The sequence below is a fragment of the Alicyclobacillus vulcanalis genome, from assembly GCF_900156755.1.
Classification (GTDB): Bacteria; Bacillota; Bacilli; order Alicyclobacillales; family Alicyclobacillaceae; genus Alicyclobacillus; species Alicyclobacillus vulcanalis.
Genome location: NZ_FTOO01000002.1, coordinates 176,061 through 196,650, shown reverse-complemented (window position 1 = coordinate 196,650; position 20,590 = coordinate 176,061). Strand labels below are relative to the sequence as shown.

The 20,590-nt window shown below is 63.7% G+C and carries 14 protein-coding genes and 1 pseudogene; 12 read left to right on the top strand and 3 right to left on the bottom strand.

The genetic code is table 11. The features are described from left to right. Positions 1-5: 5 nt before the first annotated feature. Positions 6-1,697 (bottom strand): AMP-binding protein, encoded by a 1,692-nt coding sequence (locus BW934_RS03345; RefSeq protein WP_076345091.1) that lies wholly within the window; start codon positions 1,695-1,697, stop codon positions 6-8. Between the two features lie 44 nt (positions 1,698-1,741). Beyond that, the gene (locus BW934_RS03340; RefSeq protein WP_076345089.1) at positions 1,742-2,698 is read right to left on the bottom strand and encodes a cyclase family protein; all 957 of its coding nucleotides are present in this window, start codon (positions 2,696-2,698) and stop codon (positions 1,742-1,744) included. A 283-nt stretch (positions 2,699-2,981) separates the two neighbouring features. Between BW934_RS03340 and BW934_RS03335 the strand changes: the two are divergent. From BW934_RS03335 to fdhD, 4 genes and pseudogenes are all read left to right on the top strand, one after another. Then, a pseudogene (locus BW934_RS03335) lies at positions 2,982-5,084 on the top strand (thioredoxin domain-containing protein). Between the two features lie 67 nt (positions 5,085-5,151). Then, complete coding sequence (fdhF, locus tag BW934_RS03330) at positions 5,152-8,112, top strand: formate dehydrogenase subunit alpha (RefSeq protein ID WP_076345087.1); 2,961 nt, start codon at positions 5,152-5,154, stop codon at positions 8,110-8,112. Between the two features lie 4 nt (positions 8,113-8,116). Next, positions 8,117-8,629 (top strand): helical membrane plugin domain-containing protein, encoded by a 513-nt coding sequence (locus BW934_RS03325; RefSeq protein ID WP_076345085.1) that lies wholly within the window; start codon positions 8,117-8,119, stop codon positions 8,627-8,629. Beyond that, positions 8,626-9,468 (top strand): formate dehydrogenase accessory sulfurtransferase FdhD, encoded by an 843-nt coding sequence (gene fdhD / locus BW934_RS03320; RefSeq protein WP_076345083.1) that lies wholly within the window; start codon positions 8,626-8,628, stop codon positions 9,466-9,468. Before BW934_RS03325 ends, fdhD begins: the two co-directional genes overlap by 4 nt. A 347-nt stretch (positions 9,469-9,815) precedes the next feature. On the opposite strand, the gene BW934_RS03315 is transcribed toward fdhD, so the two are convergent. Next, positions 9,816-10,718: a 1,4-dihydroxy-2-naphthoate polyprenyltransferase gene (locus tag BW934_RS03315; protein WP_076345081.1), complete on the bottom strand. Its 903-nt coding sequence runs from the start codon at positions 10,716-10,718 to the stop codon at positions 9,816-9,818. Between the two features lie 294 nt (positions 10,719-11,012). On the opposite strand from BW934_RS03315, the gene menB reads away from it, so the two are divergent. From menB to pstA, 8 genes are all read left to right on the top strand, one after another. Next, positions 11,013-11,831, top strand: a complete 819-nt coding sequence (gene menB, locus BW934_RS03310; protein ID WP_076345078.1) for a 1,4-dihydroxy-2-naphthoyl-CoA synthase — start codon at positions 11,013-11,015, stop codon at positions 11,829-11,831. A gap of 54 nt (positions 11,832-11,885) precedes the next feature. Next, a complete protein-coding gene (gene menE, locus BW934_RS03305; protein ID WP_234969519.1) occupies positions 11,886-13,424 on the top strand; it encodes an o-succinylbenzoate--CoA ligase in 1,539 nt (512 codons plus the stop codon). After that, positions 13,421-14,773, top strand: a complete 1,353-nt coding sequence (locus BW934_RS03300) for an isochorismate synthase (RefSeq protein WP_076345076.1) — start codon at positions 13,421-13,423, stop codon at positions 14,771-14,773. The genes menE and BW934_RS03300 overlap by 4 nt, the downstream gene beginning before the upstream one ends. Continuing rightward, complete coding sequence (gene menD / locus BW934_RS03295) at positions 14,770-16,458, top strand: 2-succinyl-5-enolpyruvyl-6-hydroxy-3-cyclohexene-1-carboxylic-acid synthase (protein WP_076345074.1); 1,689 nt, start codon at positions 14,770-14,772, stop codon at positions 16,456-16,458. Before BW934_RS03300 ends, menD begins: the two co-directional genes overlap by 4 nt. Then, positions 16,455-17,294 (top strand): 2-succinyl-6-hydroxy-2,4-cyclohexadiene-1-carboxylate synthase, encoded by an 840-nt coding sequence (gene menH, locus BW934_RS03290; RefSeq protein WP_076345072.1) that lies wholly within the window; start codon positions 16,455-16,457, stop codon positions 17,292-17,294. The genes menD and menH overlap by 4 nt, the downstream gene beginning before the upstream one ends. A 200-nt stretch (positions 17,295-17,494) precedes the next feature. Then, positions 17,495-18,622: a phosphate ABC transporter substrate-binding protein PstS gene (gene pstS, locus BW934_RS03285; RefSeq protein ID WP_076345070.1), complete on the top strand. Its 1,128-nt coding sequence runs from the start codon at positions 17,495-17,497 to the stop codon at positions 18,620-18,622. 27 nt (positions 18,623-18,649) lie between these two features. Continuing rightward, positions 18,650-19,648, top strand: a complete 999-nt coding sequence (gene pstC, locus BW934_RS03280) for a phosphate ABC transporter permease subunit PstC (RefSeq protein WP_076345068.1) — start codon at positions 18,650-18,652, stop codon at positions 19,646-19,648. Further along, on the top strand, positions 19,645-20,499 hold the full coding sequence (pstA, locus tag BW934_RS03275) for a phosphate ABC transporter permease PstA (protein ID WP_076345067.1): 855 nt from the start codon (positions 19,645-19,647) through the stop codon (positions 20,497-20,499). The genes pstC and pstA overlap by 4 nt, the downstream gene beginning before the upstream one ends. Positions 20,500-20,590 lie beyond the last annotated feature (91 nt).

The following is a 20,590-nucleotide window of genomic DNA, read 5'->3' as shown; positions in this document are numbered from 1 at the left end:
GCCTGTCATGGCTGCGAAGGCTGCGAACGCAGTTCGCGATCGCGCAAACTGCGTCGCAAAAACTTGCCTGTCGCCGTCTTCGGGATCTCATCCATGAACTCCACCGCGCGCGGGTACTTGTAGGCGGCCATGCGGGCCTTGCAGAACGCCACGATCTCTTCTGGGCTCACCCGGCCGGCGTACTCCGGTTTGAGGGCCACAAAGGCCTTGACCGTTTCACCGCGGTATGCGTCGGGCACGCCGATCACGGCCGCCTCGCGCACGGCCGGGTGCTGGTACAACACGTCTTCCACGTCGCGCGGCCACACTTTGAAGCCCGAGACGTTGATCAGGTCCTTTTTGCGGTCGACGATGTACACGTAGCCCGCGCCGTCCATCACCGCGACGTCTCCCGTCAAAAACCAGCCGTCGTGAAACGCCTCGCGCGTGGCATCTGGACGGTTCCAATAGCCGGAGAAGAGCATCGGCCCACGGATGGCGAGTTGGCCCTGTTCGCCAAACGGCACGGAGCGCGCGGGATCTTCCAGATCGACGATGCGCGCATCGCAATTCGAAACCGGCAAGCCGATGGACAAGGCACCTGAGGATGGATCGACCGGAGCGCGCGTGCCAAGCGGAATCATCGTGACCGGGGAGTTGCTCTCCGTGAGTCCGTAGATGTTGTGGATGTAAGGCCCCATCACCCGTTCAAATTCCTCGACAATCGGCGGCGCGATGGGTGCGCCCCCGCTGTAGCACTTGACGAGCGAACGGATGTCCCGCTTTTTGGCCGACGGGGCGTTGAGGAGCGCGATGAATGCGGTGATGGATCCCACGGTCATGGTCGGGCGATACCGCTCGATGTACGTCAGGTAGGTCTCCGGCTCAAACCGGTGCAGGAGGAGCATGGGCGCGCCCGACACGGCGGATGCACACAGGTGGCCGACGATGCCCGTGATGTGGAAGAGGGGCGCGACGGCCAGGATGATGTCGTTTTCGCTCAGTTTCATCCAAGTGCGGTAGACGTTTGCGTTGAACACGAGGTTGCGATGGAGGTTCATCGCGCCCTTCGGCGCCCCCGTCGTCCCCGACGTGTACACGAGGAACGCGACATCCTCAGGACCAACAGCTGCGCGCGAGGGCGCGGCCGGATCGACCTTAGAAAGCGCTTGCAAGAGGTCCGTTTCGAGGTCCAGCGTTTTGGGTTGAGACGTGGACGTTGGCAGAACGCCCGGATCCTCGAGAAAGTCGCTTTCGTGACAGGTGAACACCGCCCGTACGTCGGTGTGCTGAATCGCGTCGCGGCCCTCCGCCTGATACAGCTGGTCCAGCATGACGAGCACCGCCGCGCCGCTGTCGGCAAGCAAGAGCTGCATCTCCTTGGCCTTCAGCATCGGCGAGATGGGGACCACGATCGCGCCCCGCTTCCAAGCGCCGAAACACACAAGGGGAAAGTGAGGGTTGTTCTGCGTGCAGACGGCGACGCGATCCCCAGGGCCGACGCCGATGCCGGCGAGCAGGGCAGCGAATCGGTCCGCCCATTCGTTGAGCTCCTTCCAACTCCACGAGGTATCGAAGTAGTAGATGGCCGGTCGATCGCCGAGCCGCCGAGCGGTCGCTTCCAGCACATCGGCCATGGTCACGGCGGGAATGGCCAGCGTCGCTGGAATGTCGGCGGGATACGATTTCAGCCACACGCGCTCGTGTTCTTGTTGCATTGCGATGCCTCCCCTGTTGAGGTGGATCCGAAGAAGCTGCACGACTACTTGATGGCCACAGGGTTCACCGGCGCGCCTGTCCCGCGGTAAATTTTGAGCGGGGCGCCGACGTAGAGAAACGTGTACTGGCCGTCTGCAGCACAGTCGTCCGCGAGGTCCTCGAGCCACAGGATTTCGTTGAACAGGACGCCGAGATTGCGCATCAGGGCATTGTGAAGCGGGAGCACGACACCTGTCTCCGGTTCGACCGTGGTCTCGTTGGCGATGGTGTCAGTCGCCAGGACGGGGATCTCCATGCGCTGGAACCAATCGACCAATTCAGGGGAATAGGTCAGACCGGGTTCGTTGAATACCTTGCCATAGAAAGCTTCTGGACCCTGTTCGTAGAAGACTTTGAGCCAGCCTGTTCGAATGACGAGGATATCGTGAGGTTCAATGTCGACGTTTTGGCTGGCCGCGCACGCCAGCAAGTCCTCCACGCCGAACGTTTCCCCGGCCGACAGGGACGGTTTGCCGCGGTGGCGGGCCATGTCGAGAAGGACGGCTCGCCCGACGACGCCGTGCTCGGCAATGGGCAGAACACTCGCTTTGCCCATGCCGCCAATCGTCTCTTTGGCGTCGTATCCATTCCAGATCTGATCGTCGTACCAGGTGTGTCCGAGGGCGTCAAACTGCGTGGTTCCCTGAAGAAACATCGTGATGTAATCGTCGGCGTACTCCAGCCCACCCGGTGCGGCATCCACCTTATGCGACAGGTAGTGGCCTTTGTCTTGCGTCATCAGTTTCATGGCGCCCGTTCTGCCCGGCCAGACTGGATCGCCCTTGGGATGTCCTATCACAGCGCCCAATGTAAACGTTTTCCCTGACCGCACAGAGCGGACGCCTCGCAGGACTTCTTCCGGCGTGAGATAGTTCAGCGAACCGATCTCGTCCTCGGGCCCCCACTTGCCCCAGTTCTTCGGCGCGCCCTGCAAGAGTTCAGACACAGTCACGCGCGACACGCGAACCCCTCCCTTGGCCCTGTCCAGGGCTGTGTTGTGTGATCAGTGTATTAGAATTCTGATGATTTTATCAATAGACTTGGAAGCTCCACAAGGAGACTGGGAAGCTCCAAACGGCCTTCGTTGCGCTGGGGCGCCATCGCGGCCCAGGCGGCGCTGCGGAACTTGGACTCCCGCGAACAAGGTCACGGAGGGCACAGGCGGATCGACGAGAGCGACGCTGACCCTTGACACGCACAATAGGTGTATACTAACAGCAACCTGGACGAGAGGGTGATCCTCGGTGACGGCCGAAAATCATCGGAATGCTCGCACCAATCGCCTGATCCACGAAAAGTCCCCTTACCTTTTGCAACATGCCCACCAGCCTGTCGATTGGTATCCTTGGTGCCCTGAGGCGTTTCAACGAGCCAAACGCGAATCGAAGCCCGTGTTTTTGTCCATCGGTTATTCGTAGCCCCTTCGGGGGCGATACGAGGCAACCTCGACTTGTCACTGGTGTCACGTGATGGCGCACGAGTCGTTCGAGGACGAGACCGTCGCGGCCATCCTGAACCATCACTTCGTCGCCATCAAGGTCGACCGGGAGGAGCGCCCGGATATCGATCACATCTACATGACCTTCTGCCAAGCCATGCAAGGCGAAGGCGGGTGGCCCTTGACCATCATCATGACGCCCGACGGGCACCCCTTCTTCGCGGGGACGTACTTTCCGAAAACGCCGCGCTATGGTCGGCCCGGGCTCATTCAGATTTTGCAGGAGATTGCGCGGCTGTGGCAGACGAATCGAGCGCGGCTCGAAGAGGCCAGTCGAACGATGGCCAAGCGCATGGAGCCGCTCTTCGCTGGACAAGCGGGCGAAGCGCGCGGCCGTGACGCCGCGGACCAGGCCTTTCAGGCGCTCGAAGCGGCCTACGACCCGGTGTGCGGCGGATTTGGGCCAGCGCCGAAGTTTCCGACGTTTCACCGCGTGCAATTTCTGCTCCGCTACGCTCGGCTAAGGCCCAGCGAGCGTGCGGCCACCATGGCGCTGTCCACGCTTCGGGCCATCATGCGCGGCGGGATTGTCGATCACGTCGGCGGCGGCATGGCGCGCTACAGCACGGACGACTGTTGGCGCGTCCCTCACTTCGAGAAAATGCTGTACGACAACGCGCTGGCGCTCGCGGCCTACGCCGAAGCCTACGCACACGCGAAGGACCCTGTTTTTCTGCGCTTCGTCCGGAACATGGTTTCGTTCTTCGATCGGGAAATGCGCGCACCTGAGGGCCTGTACTACAGCGCGGTCGACGCAGACTCGGCGGGGGGCGAGGGGAGGTTCTACCTTTGGCGTCCCGAGGACGTGATCGCCGCGCTCGGCCGTGAGGACGGGGAGCTGTACAACGCGTTTTACGACATCACCGAGGCCGGCAACTTCGAGGGCGCGAATGTGCCGAACGCCATCGGTCAGGACCCGGCGGCATTTGCGGCTTCTCGAGGCATGACGGAAGAGGAGCTGTGGCACAAGCTGGACGCGCTGAACGAGAAGCTGCGCGCCGTGCGCGATCTGCGCGAGCGCCCGGCCATTGACGACAAGTGTCTCACCTCCTGGAACGCGCTCATGGCGTTCGGCCTGGCCAAGGCTGGCACCGCGTTCGGCGAACCCACCTGGGTGGCGCGGGCTCGCGAGCTCGTGGCGGCCATCGAACGCGTCCTGGTGCGGCCCGACGACGGGAGGCTGCTCGCGCGGTACCGAGACGGCGAAGCCGGTATTTTCGCCTTTGCGGACGATCACGCCTATCTCGTCGCCGCGCACTTGGAGCTCTACCGGGCCACGCTCGATTCGGCGTATCTCGAGCGGGCGCGCCACTGGCAGGCGGTGCAGGATACGCTCTTTTGGGACAAGGCGCACGGGGGATACGCATTTTACGGCCGCGACGCGGAGTCGCTGATCGCCGTGCCGAAGCCTGCGTATGACGGCGCCATGCCGTCTGCAAACAGCCAGGCGGCGCACAACCTGTGGACCCTGTACGCCCTCTCCGGCGACAGCGCGTACGCGGATCGGCTGGACAGCCTGTTCCGGGCGTTTGGCGGGGATATGGCGACTGCGCCGCTCGACTGCCTTTGGCTCGTGACGGCGGCCATGATGAGCGAGGTCGGATCGACGGAAGTCGTCCTGGCGGGGCCCAGGGAGGACGCTTTGCAGCGGGCTCAGGAGCTTTGCGCCATGCCCCTGCCAGAGGTGGTGTGGCTGATGGCGGATGCCCGCGGGGAAGAAGCCCCCTACGCAATGGGGCCGGGAGGCAAGCCCCAGTACTACGTGTGCCGCGGCTTTCGCTGTGACCGGCCAGAGACGGACTGGGAGGTGGTGGTGGAACGGTTGTCGAATCCGCCGTCTTGGAAGTGAACAGTTGCCAACCGATTGGGCATCCTGATGGGAGACGTCCAAGAATCCGGGTGCAGGAGGGAACGAGATGAGCGTCGATTTGAAGCGAACCTTCACGCTGGACGGATCGCCCTTGGTGGCGACCGAAGGAGAGACCATCCTGCAGGCGATGTTGGCGGCTGGCCTAGACTTACCTCACATTTGCTACCATCCTGCGCTGGGCCCCATCCAGACCTGCGACACATGCATGGTGGAGGTCGATGGCCAGCTCGTCCGCGCGTGTGCGACCGAAGTCGCCGAGGGCATGGCGGTCCGCACCAAATCGGTCGCGGCCCGCTACGCTCGCAAAGAGGCGATGGACCGCATTCTGAAGAATCACGACCTGTACTGCACGGTCTGCGACAACAACAACGGCAACTGCGTCGTGCACAACACCACCATGGCGATGGATATCGACCATCAGTCGTACCCGTTCCGCGAGAAACCGTACGAAGTCGACATGTCTCACCCCTTTTATCGGTACGATCCCAGCCAGTGCATTCTGTGCGGGCGTTGTGTCGAAGCGTGTCAGAATCTGCAGGTGAGCGAAGTGCTCTCCATCGACTGGGATCGGGAGATTCCGCGCGTCATCTGGGACCAGGATGTGCCCATTAACGAGTCTTCGTGCGTCTCCTGCGGCCACTGCGTCACTGTGTGTCCCTGCAATGCGCTGATGGAGAAGTCCATGCTCGGGAAAGCGGGCTTTCTCACCGGCATCGAACCCGAGCCTCTGCAGCAGATGATCGACGTGACCAAGGCCGTGGAGCCCGGGTACCGGGCCATTTTCGCCATTTCCGAGATCGAGAGTCACATGCGCAACTCTCGCATCAAGCGCACCAAGACCGTTTGCACGTACTGCGGCGTCGGCTGTTCCTTTGACATTTGGACGAAGGACCGCGACATCCTGAAGGTCGAGCCGCAGATGGAGGCGCCGACCAACCAAATTTCCACCTGCGTCAAGGGGAAGTTCGGCTGGGAATTCGTCAATAGCCCCGACCGGCTCACCAAGCCTCTCCTCCGCAAGGGCGATGCGTTTCACGAGGTGTCCTGGGATGAGGCGCTCGACTACGTTGCGACGCGCCTGACCGACATTCGCCAGCAGTACGGGGACGACGCGGTCGCGGTCATCTCCTCGTCGAAGTGCACCAACGAGGAGAACTACCTCGTGCAGAAGCTCGCCCGCGCCGTCCTTCACACCAACAACGTCGACAACTGTTCGCGCTACTGCCAGTCCCCCGCGACCGAAGGCCTGCGCCGGACGATGGGCTACGGCGGCGACACGGGCTCGCTGCACGATCTCGCCATCGCGGATCTGCTCATCATCGTTGGCGCCAACCCGGCCGAGTCGCATCCCGTGTTCTCGACGCGCATGCGCAGGGCCAAGAAGAAGTTCGGCCAAAAGCACATCGTGATCGACCTGCGCGAGCACGACCTCGCCCACCGCGCTGACCTCTTCGTTCGGCCGCAGCCTGGCACCGACCTCGTGCTTCTCTCGGCCGTGACCAAGTACATCATCGATCAGGGCTGGCACGACGCCGATTTCGTGCGCGATCACGTCGATGGCTTTGATGCGTTCGTCCGCTCGCTCGAGCCGTACACGCTGGAGTACGCCGAGCGCGTGACGGGCGTGCCGCGCGACACGCTGGTGCAAATCGCCACCATGATCCACGAGGCGAAGTCCACGTGCGTCTGCTGGGCGATGGGCGTGACGCAGCACAAAGGCGGCAGCGAGACGAGCACCGCCATCTGCAACCTCCTGCTCGTCACCGGCAACGTCGGTCGCCCCGGCACGGGCGCCTACCCGCTGCGCGGGCACAACAACGTGCAAGGCGCGGGCGACATGGGCTGCAGCCCCGTCTACCTGCCCGGATACGAGCGCGTCGACGATCCCGCCGTGCGGGCCAAGTACGAGACCGCGTGGGGCGTCAAGCTCCCGACGACCAAGGGACTCGACAACCATGAGATGGTCGACGCGATTCACGAGGGCAAGTTGCGGGCGCTCATCATTCAGGGCGAGGAGATGGCGCTGGTCGACTCCAACTCCCACTATGTCCGCGAGGCCTTCAGCAAGCTCGATCTCCTCGTCGTGATCGACGTGTTTTTCAGCAAGACGGCCGAGTTCGCGGACGTGGTGCTCGCCGCCAGCCCAAGTCTCGAAAAAGAGGGCACGTTTACCAACACGGAGCGGCGCATCCAACGGCTGTATCAGGTGTTCGAGCCCCTTGGCGACTCTCGGCCCGATTGGATCATTCTGCGCGATCTCGCCAACCGACTGGGTGCCAACTGGACGTACACGCACCCATCCGAGATCTTGGAGGAGATGGCGAGTCTCGCTGTGCTCATGCAAGGGGTGCGTTGGGATCGCCTCGAGGGCTACCGCAGCCTGCAATGGCCGGTTCATCCAGACGGAACGGACACGCCGCTGCTCTACACCAACGGGTTCCCGTTCCCCAACGGAAAGGCGAGGCTGGTGCCGGCGAAGTGGATTGAGCCGACCGAGTTTGCGCCCGAGTACGACCTCCATTTGAACAACGGCCGGATGCTCGAGCACTTCCATGAAGGCAATCTGACGTACCGCGTGCACGGGCTCAAGGAAAAGGTGCCGACGACGTACCTCGAGGTGTCGCCGGAGCTGGCCAGGGAGCGAGGGATCGAGACGGGGGCGCTCGTGAAGCTCATCTCGCCGTATGGGGAGCTGAAGCTGCCGGTCGTCGTGACGGATCGCGTCAAGGGCAAGCAGATGTACCTGCCGATGAACACGTCGAACGACGAAGAGGCGATCAACATCCTCACCTCGAGCGAATCGGATGAGACGACGCACACGCCCGCGTACAAGGAGCTGCAGGTGCGGATGGAGGTCATCCGGCCGCGAGGAGACAGCCCCATGACGCGGTTCAACTATCGGATGCACCGGCCGAATCCGCAGCCCGGCGTGCGCGTGGAGCGGAAGTGGTCGCGGCATGGCTACGTGCCTGTGACCGAGGTCGCGAAAGAGAAGGCGAGGGGGTGAGACGATGGCGCAACCGATTCGACAGATTGTGCACGCACCGCGAGACGAGCGCCGCGAGGCGAAGGAGCGGGTGGAGCAGGCCGTGATCGACAGCGCGGACGGCATCGTCGATGGCCTGCAACTGCTGAAGGCGTGTGAGGAGAAGGGCCTCATTCCCTTCGTGCGCGCCTTGGTGGAGCAAGGGGACGACGTGCTGCGCGTCGTGGTGCAGGCGGTGTCGCGCAAGGGAGTCACGGATGGGCTCAAGAATCTGATCGGCGCGGCCCAGTTCTTGAGCGTCGTGCCGCCCGAGGACATGGAGCGCGTGTTTCACGCACTGGCGCGGGGGCTGGAGCGCGCGACGCAGCAAGAGGCAAATGGACGGATGGGGGTGTATGATGTCCTTAAGGCGCTGCGCGACCCGGATGTTGGCCGCTCGCTCGCCATGTTGTTTGCCTTCCTGAAGGGCATGGGCAGCGGGCTTGGCGACCCGGACCTTGCGCAGCCGTCGCACGAGGACAGGGGGCCTGAAGTGTGAATGGGGTGTCGCGCTTTCTCGGCGCGGAAACCTGGAAGCGCCCGGTGCTGCGCTATCGCGCCGGAGAATACTGGGAAGAGGACGACGTGATCGCGACGGAGTTCGCCGTGACGCTGTACGTGAATGGCGAAGAGTTCGCGACCCTCGTCTGCACGCCCACGTACGTGGAGGACCTCGTGTACGGGTTTCTCGCGTCGGAAGGCGTCATTCGAACCGTCGACGACGTGAAGTCGGTGCAGGTGAGCCTGTGGACAGGCACGGCTCGTGTCGAGACAAAGTCCGGCGTTGTTCTGCCGCCGGCGATGTACAACAAGCGCTACATCGGATCGTGTTGCGGAAAGGGGCGGCAGAGCTTCTACTTTCAGAGTGATGCGCTGACGGCGCGCCCCGTGGCCGATCCCGTCCGCCTTTCCGCTGACGACGTCCTTCGCGCCATGGATCTTCTCGACGCATCGTCGGGGCTGTTTGAGGAGACGGGCGGTGTGCATGTGGCGGCGCTCGTGCGCGCGGGACAGTTGGTCTTGGCGCGGGCGGATATCGGCCGCCACAACGCGCTCGACAAGATCTATGGCCACTGCCTCAAGAGCGGCGAAAGCCTGTCGGGCACTGCGGTGGCGTTCAGCGGCCGGATTTCGTCCGAAGTGCTGCTGAAGGTGGCGAAGATCGGCGTGGGCGTCGTGATCGCGCGCGGGGCGCCGACGGCGCTTGCGCTGGACCTCGCGGAGGAGCTCAACATCACGGCCATCGGCTTTGTGCGCGGGCAGGCGTTCAACGTCTACAGTCATCCGTGGCGCATGAAGGACGTGAAGCGCGAGCAGGGCGTCGCCGGCGGGACCTGAACGAAGTTTGAAGTTTTGTGTTGCGAAGGTCGTCGCACGGCCTGCGGGCGATGTCCGCTGGCCTTGGGCTCACATGACGTGGGAGGCGGCGCGTCGCCGCCCGCAAACGGCATACGGCGTTTGACCTTGATCACAGCCCCGCCGACTCGCGAGCGGGGCTGTGAGACGTCTAGCCGCTGCAACAGGTTGGAGAGATGCATCGCGTTCAGGCGTGCAGACGGCCGTGCGCACGGCCTTGAAGGAGCGATTCGCGAGGAGAAGCGAGGGCGTCGCGCGAAGCCTGCATGGCGCAACGCCCCCGATCATGCGTGACCTGGGATGGACGAAGGGGCGTACGAATCCGGCGATCAGAAACGGATGGTCGACACGAGGAACGCACAGACCATGAGGACCCCAAAGCGAAAGAGCAGGTTGGACGTCCCTTTGACCGCCTTGTGGAGCTTCGCGGGTTCCGTGTACTGATAGTAGAGTCGCACGACGTACACCGCGGTGGGCACCGTCAGGAGCACCAGGAGCGCGTAAGGCGTGAGCACGCCGAAGGCGACCATGGCGACGACCATCAAGTACGCGGCGCCAAAGACGCTGGCAAACAACACGCGACCGCGCTGTCGGCCGATGAGGATGACCATGGTGCGCCGGCCTCCTTCGGCATCCTGCGCCATATCGCGCAGGTTGTTGGCGAACAGGATGGCGCCGATTAACAGGCCGATGGGAACAGACACGAGCAGGGCGCGCAGGGTGACGGTGCCGCTCTGCAAATAGAATGCGATGAGCACGATGGTCGGCCCCATGGCGATGGCCGCGGCGATTTCACCAAACGGCGTATAGGCGAGCGGCACTGGGCCACCCGAATAGAAGTACCCGACCGCCATGCACAGCACACCCACCAATGCGAGCCACCAACTGGTCGTCGCGCAGAGGTACACGCCCAAAAGAAGGGCTATCAATAAGAACGCGAATCCCAGCCGCAGGACCACTTTTGGCGGCACGCCGTCTCGGACGATGGTTCCGGCAATGCCCACCATCCGCTCGTCATCCAAGCCGCGCTGATAGTCGTAGTATTCGTTGAACATGTTGGTGGCGGATTGGATCAAGATGGACGCGATCATCATGGCGAGAAAGCGCCAGACGTGAAAGGGGTACGTGGGCACCGCGACGGCGGTGCCGACGATCACGGGCACAATACTTGCCGTAAGCGTAAACGGGCGGAGGACGCGCCACCATACGCGCACTCGGCTCGCAGCGGTCATGTCCATTCACCTCGCACGATGAACTGGGGTGGTTCTGGCGTCAAGCCGTCCGCGGGAAGCCCTCGGGCGGACGCGTTGCCGAGTTCTCAAAACGAAAAACACCGACGAGTCCCTCGTCATCCTACCACGCGTCCAAACGGGCGGCAACCATCGCTCGTTGTACGGCCCCTTGGGACAACCACCGCTCGTTTTTGCAGCCCCTTGGGACAAGGTCTATAATGAGTTCGCGTCAATCGACGAGATCGGACAACGTGTGGCGTAGATGGACATCATGCTGCGCAAGGAGGCTTTTCCATGGCGCTCAACTGGGAGCGAGTGAAGGAGTACACGGATATCATCTATGAACGGGCAGACGGGATCGCCCGGGTGACCATCAACCGCCCGGAGGTGCGCAACGCGTTTCGCCCCGAGACGGTGATGGAGATGATCGACGCGTTTCAGCACATTCGCGACGACAGCTCGACAGGCGTCGTGCTTCTGCGGGGGCAAGGGGACGAGGCGTTCTGTTCCGGCGGAGATCAGCGCGTCCGCGGTCACGGGGGCTACGTCGGCGGGGACGGCGTACCGAGGCTCAATGTGCTCGATTTGCAGCGCCTGATTCGCACGCTGCCGAAGCCGGTCATCGCGGTGGTGGCGGGCTACGCCATCGGCGGCGGGCACGTGCTCCACGTCTGCTGCGATCTGACCATCGCGGCGGAAAACGCCGTGTTTGGCCAAGTGGGGCCCAAAGTCGGGAGCTTTGACGGCGGCTACGGGGTCTCGCTTCTCTCGCGGCTCGTCGGCCAAAAGAAGGCGAAGGAGATTTGGTTCCTCTGCCGACAGTACAACGCGCAAGAGGCGCTTCAGATGGGGCTCGTCAATGCCGTGGTCCCGCTCGAGCGCCTGGAAGAAGAATCGATCCGCTGGGCAAAGGAAATCCTTGAGAAGAGCCCGATTGCCATTCGCTTCTTGAAAGCAGCGTTCAATGCGGACACGGACGGGGCAGCGGGCCTGCAACAGTTTGCGGGCGACGCCACGATGCTGTACTACATGACCGACGAGGCCAAGGAGGGCGCGCGCGCGTTCCTCGAAAAGCGCAAGCCGGACTTCAGCAAGTTTGGGCGCCTGCCCTGAACCACAACGTCCACGATTGTGGGCAGCCGCGTTTGAAGGCAGGGGTGAACGGCCATGATGAACTTAGAACGAGCCCAGGCGCCCGTCGCTTTCCTGCCCGATTGGCTATCCCTCCACGCCGAGCGCAGACCCGGCCGTGTTGCCATCGCGACGGAAGAGCGGTCGGTCACGTACGCCGAGCTTCATAGGGCGGCGAAGGCGACAGCGGCGCGGCTATTCGCCCTGGGCGTCCGCCCGGGGCAGCGCGTCGGCGTGATTTGTCACCAGGGCCTCATGCACGCCCTGTGCCTGCACGCGCTCATCACCCTTCGCGCGGTGATGGTGCCGCTCAACTGGCGCCTGTCGCCCGCCGAGCTCGCTTACCAAGTGGAGGACTGTGGCGCCGACTTCGTGTTGTGCGATGAGGCGGCCGCTCCGTTCGCGGAACAGGTCGCATCTGCCGCCGCGCGCCGCGTGCCGACCATCGTGGTGCCGCGCGAGGCGTGGGAAGGCGAGGGGGCCATCGAGGGTCAGCCGATGCGCGAGGCAGCTGGCGATGTGTCCCTAACGGCTGTCCACGCCATCGTGTACACGAGCGGCACGACCGGCAGGCCCAAAGGAGCCATGATCACCTATCAAAACCACTGGTACAGTGCCATGGCATCTGCCCTCCAGTTTGGCCTGGATCCAGAGGAGCGCTGGCTCGTCCCCATGCCGCTCTTTCACGTCGGCGGCATGGGCGTGCTGATGCGAAGCCTGATTTATGGCACAACGGCTGTGGTCCACGACCGGTTTGATGCGGAGAAAGTGGATTGCGCTCTCGCTTCGGGGGAGATCACGCTCGTGTCCCTCGTGCCGACGATGCTCGCGCGACTGCTCAAGCTCCGGCGCGAGCCGTATCCGCCGCAGCTTCGCGCCATCCTGTTGGGCGGGGCGGGCTGTCCGCGACCTGTGCTCGAACGGGCCCTCGAGCTCGGACTTCCCGTCGCCCAGAGCTATGGGCTCACGGAGACGAACACCCAGGTGGCCACCATTGACCTGGCCCACGCGCTCCGCAAGATGGGCTCATCGGGACGTCCGCTCGCGAACGTGCGCATCGCGGTGCAGGGGCCAGACGGACCCACCACGGCACCCGGTGTCGAGGGCGAGATTCTCGTCCAGGGACCGACGGTATTCGCTGGTTATTATAACAGAAAAGAGGAGACCGAACGCGCCCTCGCAGGCGGTTGGCTGCATACCGGCGATATCGGGCGACTGGACGAAGAAGGCTTCTTATACGTGTTGGACAGGCGCCAAGATCTCATTGTCTCGGGCGGCGAGAACATCTATCCCGCCGAGATCGAATCACAACTTTTGGCGCTTCCCGGCGTGATGGATGCGGGTGTGGTCGGAAAACCGGACGACGAGTGGGGACAGGTGCCGGTTGCCTTCGTGGTGATGGAGGCCGGGACGGTCTTGACGGACGAACGGTCGCGCGCGTTCCGCGAAGAACTCCGCAGCAGGCTCGCGCACTACAAGGTCCCTGTGGCTTTTTATCAGGTCGATGCGTTGCCTCGCACGGCGTCGGGCAAGCTGATGCGCTACGAGATGAGAAAGTGGGTGATGCAGGGATGAGCGTGATGGCGCACGAAGCGCTGCGACAGCGTCTCTCTGCGCAAATCGTCGAGGCCTTTTCCGCGTCGGCGCATGGGCAAACCGGCGGGCCCATCCGCCTGCGCGTGCCGTTCGAGGGCTCGCTCGCGTCGCTCGCCCACTGGAACCGCTGGGAGCCCGCGGTGTACAGCCGGCCCCCTGGCGGAGAGGAACGGTTTGGAGTCGGCGTCTATCGCCGGCTCGTGGCGAGCGCGGATGACGACTGGGAGGATTTGAAGGTCCGCTTTGCACAAGAAGAGCTTCCGCAGGGGCTTTTCTGGTTTGGGGCCATCCCGTTTGACTTCCATGCGCCTCCGCTTGGCCTTTGGGCAGCCTGGCCGAAGTCCATCTGGTTTGCGCCAAGGCTTTATCTGAAAAAGTCCGCCGGATCTGACGAGGCCGAGGTGCTCTACATGCCTCCGCGAGGCGCCGACGAGATGGACGTTCGGACCGACGTGATCGACCTGTTGGACGTGCACGGTGACGGAGCCCCGGCCGCGCGCCCGTCGTTCGAACAACCGGAGGACTTTCCGAGGTTTCGGGAAAAGATCTATCGCGCCCTGCGGGCCATCGCCCAAGGGCGCTTGAACAAGGTCGTGGTCGCGCGCTTTGTGACGGGGCGCGTCACGCGCCCCTTGGACGAGGCGCTTGCGGCGCTTGCAGCGCAGTATCCCGACAGCCATGTCTTTGCGCTCTCCTGGCAGGGAAGATGGCTCATCTCCGCCAGCCCGGAGCGTTTGTGCGCCATCCATGGCCCGGCGGTGAAGGTCGACTGCCTGGCAGGGACGGCGCGCAGAGGGCGGAGTGAAGACGAGGACACCGTGTTGGAGCGCGAGCTCGTCTCGAGTGCGAAAAATGCGCGGGAGCATCAGGCCGTGGTCGATCACGTCCTTCGTGCGTTGTCCGGGCTGTGTGACGAGGTCGAAAAAGAGGCGGGGCCGAGCGTGCTCAAGCTGGCCAATGTGCAGCACCTTCGTACGCGCGTCGTCGGCCGCGCCCGCCCCGGGATTGGCCTGCTTGACCTTGCGCAGGCGCTCCATCCCACGCCCGCGGTAGCCGGAACGCCGCAGCGGGAGGCCACGACGTACGTGACCGCCCACGAGGGCTGGCCGCGCGGTTATTACGCAGGTGCTTTTGGCATCTACGCAGAAGGGGATGGCGAACTCGACGTCTGCCTGCGATCCGCCTTCGTCGACGGGGGAGAAGCGGCTGCGTTTGCTGGCTGTGGTATCGTCGAGGGATCGGATCCCGCGGCTGAATGGGAAGAGAGCGAACTCAAGCTGAAGCCGATGCGAGAGGCGTTGGGCCTGCGGGAGGAGGTGGGCCGGTGAATCCGGACCTGTGGCCGGTGCACGCGCTGGTGGATGGCCTGTACGCGAGCGGGGTGAGGCGCGCCGTGATTTCGCCGGGATCGCGCAACACGCCGCTCGTGTTGGCGCTCGTCGAGCAGGGCGGCATGGAACTTTTCTCGCACATGGACGAGCGTTCGGCGGCCTTCTTCGCTCTGGGCCTGGCGCGGCAGGCGGATGAGCCTGTGGCCTTGGTCTGCACGTCGGGGACGGCAGCCGCGAATTATCACCCGGCCGTGGTGGAGGCTTACTATTCGCGTGTGCCGCTGGTTGTGTTGACAGCGGATCGGCCCGCAGAGCTGCGCGAGGTCGGGGCCAACCAGACCATCCGCCAGTTTCAGATGTTCGGCGCGCATGTGAAGTGGGCCTCTGAGGCCCCTGTGCCGGAGGACAAGCCCGAGTTGGCCCTGCACATGCGCAGCCTTGCGTTGCGCGCGGGTCTTGTTGCGCAGAGCGGGCCGCAGGGGCCGGTGCACCTCAATGTGCCGCTTCGCGAACCCCTTCTGCCGCCGCGAAGGGGCGAATGCGATGCCCTCGGCCATCTCCCTCCGCTGCAGGTGCACGCGGCCGCAGCGCCCCCATGCGCGCCCACGGCGCTCGCACAAGTGGAGGATAGGCTCGCGCGCGCGTCGCGGCCGGCGATCGTCGCAGGGCCGATGCGCCCGGGCCGCCTGGCGGAGGCCCTCGCGCGGTTCGCCGCTCGGCTTGGCATCCCGCTTTTCGCGGACATCCTGAGCCAGGCGCGAGACAGCGAGGCAAGCGTGCCATTCTACGACTTGGCCCTGCGCGCCGGTTGTGTCCCGCAGCCCCCGGATCTCGTCCTGCGCTTCGGGGGCGAAATCACGTCGAAGGCGCTCTCGTCGTCGCTGAAGCGATGGGGCGCGGACGTCGTGGTGTTTGACGAGTCGCCGGTCTATCGGGACAGCCTGCACCTGGCCACGCAGGTTGTCATAGGCGATCCGTCCGAGTGGCTGAGCCAAGTGACCGCGACTGTCGCGGACTGGCGTGAATACCTCGATGCCTGGAGACGCGCGTCGGAGCGCGCGAGGCAGTCGGTCGTGGATTCGCCCGTGTGGTTTGAGGGCGAGGCCGTGCGGATCGCCGTCGAGGCGCTGGAGCCCGGGCACGTGCTCGTGCTCGGCAACAGCCGTCCAATTCGCGATGCCGACGCACTGGCGCTGCCCAAGGCCGGCGTGGAAATCCACGCCAACCGCGGCGCGAGCGGCATTGACGGCGTCACTTCCACGGCGCTCGGGCACGCCGTCGCGTCCGGGAGGCCGACGCTTCTCGTCATCGGCGACGTATCGTTTTACCACGACATCAACGGCCTTGTCGCTGTGCAGGCTGTGACGTCGCCGGTCGTCGTGTTGCTCGTGCACAACGGCGGGGGAGGCATCTTCCGCCATTTGGCGCAGGCGGAGCGACCCGACGCGATCGACTGGTTTACGACGCCGCATGCGCTGGACTTTGAACCGCTGGTGCGCACGTTTGGCGGTCAGTATGGGCGCGCAAAGGACTCGGGTGAACTCGCGGCGTTGTTGCGGGATGGGCTTGCGTGCCCGGGACTTACGGTCGTCGAGGTTCGGTTCCCGAATGACGAAAGCCCGCGCGTGTATCGCGAACTCGTGGCGAGACTCGAGGCCGCCGTGGACGTGGGTTCGCGATGAAGCGGACGGCTCTGCTGCGCGGCGTCCGCTACGCGTATCAAGTGATTTCGGGCGACGAGCCGTGCCTGTTTTTGCACGGGTTCACCGGTTCGGGCGATGTCTTTGAACCCGTGGTCGAGCGCCTCGCGCGCCTCGGATGCCGCCCGTTGGCCATTCTCCCGGACCTGCTTGGGCATGGGCAAAGCGAGACACCGCCAGACCCAAGCCGCCTGTCGATCCAGGAAACCGTCCTCGATATCGATGCGCTCCTCGATCATCTCGGCATTTCAACATGCCGCCTGTTCGGTTATTCCATGGGGGGGCGTGTCGCGCTGGCGTACGCGCTTGCCCGTCCCGGCCGGGTGCGGGCCCTCGTCCTTGAATCGGCTTCACCGGGTCTGGACGATCCCGCCGAGCGCGAGGCGCGCAGGCGCGAGGACGACCAGTTGGCCGACGAGATCGAGCTGCGCGGCCTTGACTGGTTCATTCCGCACTGGGAGCGCCGCCCCATCTTCGCCACGCACGCGGCCCTGCCGGACGAGGAGCAAGCGCGGCAGCGCGCGATTCGCCTCTCAGGCAGCGCACAAGGGTATGCGCAGAGCCTTCGCGGGATGGGGACCGGCCGCCAGCCGTCGTACTGGAACGAGTTGTCTCGGCTTGCGATGCCCGTCCTGCTCGTGACGGGATCGCACGATGTCAAGTTCACGCAGATCGCGCAGCGCATGCGGTCGCGCATTCCGACGGCGGCGCATGCGGTCATCGACGGAGCGGGGCATACGCCACACCTCGAGCAGCCCGACCGCTTTGCCAACGCCATCCTCCCAATGCTATGTCCCTCTCGCGGGCGCGCCAACTGACGCGCGCCCTTCGGCTCCTTTTTGTAAACCTCGCGTAAAGTTTGTGAATCCACACCCAACAAGTCTTCACACAAAATTGAACGAGCCTCCAACGCACCTTCACATCCGCCTGCTAACCTCATCTCTGACGGGAGCGACTGGCTCCGCAAGATGTGAGAAAGAATACGCGAGTGAGAAGAGGACATAAGGGGGACCTTTGCGTGAAGCTGAACTCGAAGTGGTTTGCGGGCTTGGCGGCCGTGGCCGCCGTCGGTGTCGTGGCAGGGTGTGGCACGTCGAACACGTCGTCGCAGACGCAGAACACGTCGACGGCCAACACGTCTCAGCCAGCTGCAAGCGTGGCAAAGACGACACTCACCGAGACGGGATCGTCGCTCTTGTATCCGCTCTTCAATGCCCAGTGGATTCCGGCGTATCATAAGCTTCATCCCGACGTGGAGATGACGGCCGCGTCGACAGGCAGCGGCACGGGCATCTCAGACGCCATTGCCGGCACGGTGGACATTGGTGCGTCCGACGCGTACATGGCGGACGCCCAGATCCAGCAGCATCCCGATATGTTGAACATTCCTGTGGCCATTTCGGCGCAGCAGGTCATGTACAACGTGCCGGGGGTCAAGGGTCACCTGCACCTGAATGGCGAGGTCCTCGCCGCGATTTACGAGGGCAAGATTCAATACTGGGACGACGCGAAAATCAAGGCCCTGAACCCCGGCGTGAAGCTTCCGCATCAGGTGATCAAGCCGGTGGTGCGCTCCGATGGGTCTGGAGATACCTTCTTGTTCACTCAGTATCTGAGCAAGTCGAGCGCGGAGTGGAATCAGAACTACGGCTACGGCACCACCATCTCCTGGCCGGGCCTTCAGACGGAAATCGGCGCCAAGGGCAATCAGGGCGTTGTTGCGGCGCTCTCCAAGACGCCGTACTCCATCGGTTACGTGGGGATCAGCTGGCTGGATAAGGCGGTTCAGCAAGGCCTCGGGTATGCCGCGCTGGAAAACAAGGCAGGCAAGTACGTCCTTCCGACGAGCGCGACCATTCAGGCAGCCGCACAGGTCGGCGTTCAGAACGTGCCGGCTGACGAGCGCATTTCGCTCATCGACGAGCCAGGCGCCAACTCGTATCCGATCATCAACTTTGAGTACATCATCGTGAAGGACGACCAGCCCAACGCGGCGAAGGCGGACGCTCTGAAGACCTTCCTGATGTGGGCCATCAATCCTTCGGAGGGCAACAGCGCGAAGTTCCTCACGCCCGTGCACTTCCTGCCGCTGCCGGCGAGCGTGCACGCCAAGAGCGAGGCGCAGATCGAAAAGATTAAGGGCTAATCCCCGTCAGAACCAGGAGGGCATGCTGTGCGCAAAGTGTCAAAAGCGGCCAAGACCTGGGATCGCGGGTTTCGGGTGCTGGCGGCCGTCGGGGCCGCCAGCCCTGCCGTGTTCTTGGTCGCCATCGCGCTCATCGTCTTCGTGGAATCCGTACCGACGCTCCGCTTCATGGGCGTTCATTTTTTGACCGAAACGCGCTGGGACATGGGCAATTTGTACGGAGCCATGGTGCATAAAAACGGAATTACGGCGCCCGCTGGCGCTTCGTACGGCGCGCTGGTGTTCATCGCGGGTACGCTTTTGTCGTCGATCATTGCGCTCATCATCGCCGTCCCTGTGTCGGTGGGCACGGCGCTGATCCTCGCGTACCAGGTGCGCGGGCCGCTCGGATTCCTGCTCAACATCCTCGTCGAACTGTTAGCGGGCATACCAAGTGTCGTGATCGGCCTGTGGGGCATTCTCGTCCTCGTGCCGTGGATTGCCGCGGACTTCGCGCCGTTTCTCAAGTCGCTTCTCGGCTTCGTTCCCTTCTTCGGCGGGCAGACGGGCACGGGCTACAGTTTGCTCGCGAGTGGCATTGTCCTCGCCATGATGATCGTGCCCATCATCACGGCGACAACGCGCGACCTCTTGCAGCAGGTCCCGCTTTTGGCGCGCGAAGGCGGCCTCGGCATTGGGATGACGTCGTGGGAGGTCATCCGCTTCATCGCGCTGCCTTATATTCGCGAGGGTTTCATCGGCGCCGTGGCGCTCGGGTGGGGACGCGCGATGGGAGAGACCATGGCGGTGCTCATGGTATCGGGCAATGCGACCAACATCTTGCCGCACAACTTGTACAGCCCCATTTCCACCATGGCCGCGTTTATCGCCAATCAGCTGGACAGCGCGGAGACGGATGCGTCTGGGATGGCGGTGCACGCCCTGTCGGAGCTTGCGCTTCTCCTGCTCGCGATCACACTCGCCACGAACTTGTTGGCGCGCTGGCTGGTTCGTCCGCGCCGCCGGGAGGGGGTCGCTTCGGCATGAGAAGGCGTCGCCGCAAGTGGTGGGGTGCCGTGGGCTGGGGCGTCTCGTGGCTGGCTTTCTTGCTCGTCTTGTTCGGCCTCGTCGATCTCGTCGGTTCCGTGCTCTGGCAGGGCGTCCGCTCGTTTCGATTCTGGATGCTCGTCGAACCCACACAGGGCATCGCAGGAGGTCTCGAGAATGCCATCTTGGGCACGTTTGAACTCGTGCTGATTGGGGTGGTGTTCGCGGCCCCGCTCGGCATTCTCGGGGGCATTTTCACGTCCGAGTTTGCACCTCCGCGCCTCGCCCAGGCCATCCGTTTTGTGGCCGAGGTCCTGTCGGGCGTGCCGTCGATTGTCATCGGCTACTTCGGCTATTTGTTGCTCGTCTTGCATTTCCACTGGGGCTTTTCTGCGTTGGCAGGCGGGGTGGCGCTCACGCTCATCATGTTGCCGTACATTCTGCGCACCACGGACACGAGCTTGCAACAGGTGCCCCTGCTGCAGCGCGAAGCCGCTTGGGCGCTTGGCATGACCAAGACCCAGGCCATCTTGAAAACCGTGTGGCGCCCTGCCGCGTCCGGCATGGCCACCGGGCTTTTGCTCGCTGTGGCCATTGGTCTTGGAGAGACCGCTCCGCTGCTTTACACCGCGGGGTGGAACTCGAACAATCCATCGCTGGCGCTCACGCACTCGCAGGTGGGATATCTCACCTATGTCGCTTACACGTACTTGGACGAGCCGTACGCGCAGGCTCGCCAGCTGGCCTACGCCGCCGGGTTTGTGCTGTTGATGTTGATCCTCGTCATTCAGTTGCTCGTGCGACTGGTGGTGTGGCGCCAGGTCTCTCGCGGCGGCCGGATGCAGGCCTAACCTCATTTTCAACGGCTATTCGGGCTGGACAACGAATACCATAAGCGGAGGAGGCGCTGCGCGCCCTTCTCCGCTTTGCCGTTTTGGCCAG

What these genes read in the sequence shown, in the direction of transcription:
- BW934_RS03325 (WP_076345085.1), top strand. Translation starts at nt 8,117, where the DNA reads ATGGCGCAACCGATTCGACAGATTGTGCACGCACCGCGAGACGAGCGC.
- fdhF (WP_076345087.1), top strand. Translation starts at nt 5,152, where the DNA reads ATGAGCGTCGATTTGAAGCGAACCTTCACGCTGGACGGATCGCCCTTG.
- BW934_RS03345 (WP_076345091.1), bottom strand. Translation starts at nt 1,697, where the DNA reads ATGCAACAAGAACACGAGCGCGTGTGGCTGAAATCGTATCCCGCCGAC.
- menE (WP_234969519.1), top strand. Translation starts at nt 11,886, where the DNA reads ATGATGAACTTAGAACGAGCCCAGGCGCCCGTCGCTTTCCTGCCCGAT.
- menH (WP_076345072.1), top strand. Translation starts at nt 16,455, where the DNA reads ATGAAGCGGACGGCTCTGCTGCGCGGCGTCCGCTACGCGTATCAAGTG.
- menB (WP_076345078.1), top strand. Translation starts at nt 11,013, where the DNA reads ATGGCGCTCAACTGGGAGCGAGTGAAGGAGTACACGGATATCATCTAT.
- pstA (WP_076345067.1), top strand. Translation starts at nt 19,645, where the DNA reads ATGAGAAGGCGTCGCCGCAAGTGGTGGGGTGCCGTGGGCTGGGGCGTC.
- BW934_RS03315 (WP_076345081.1), bottom strand. Translation starts at nt 10,718, where the DNA reads ATGACCGCTGCGAGCCGAGTGCGCGTATGGTGGCGCGTCCTCCGCCCG.
- BW934_RS03300 (WP_076345076.1), top strand. Translation starts at nt 13,421, where the DNA reads ATGAGCGTGATGGCGCACGAAGCGCTGCGACAGCGTCTCTCTGCGCAA.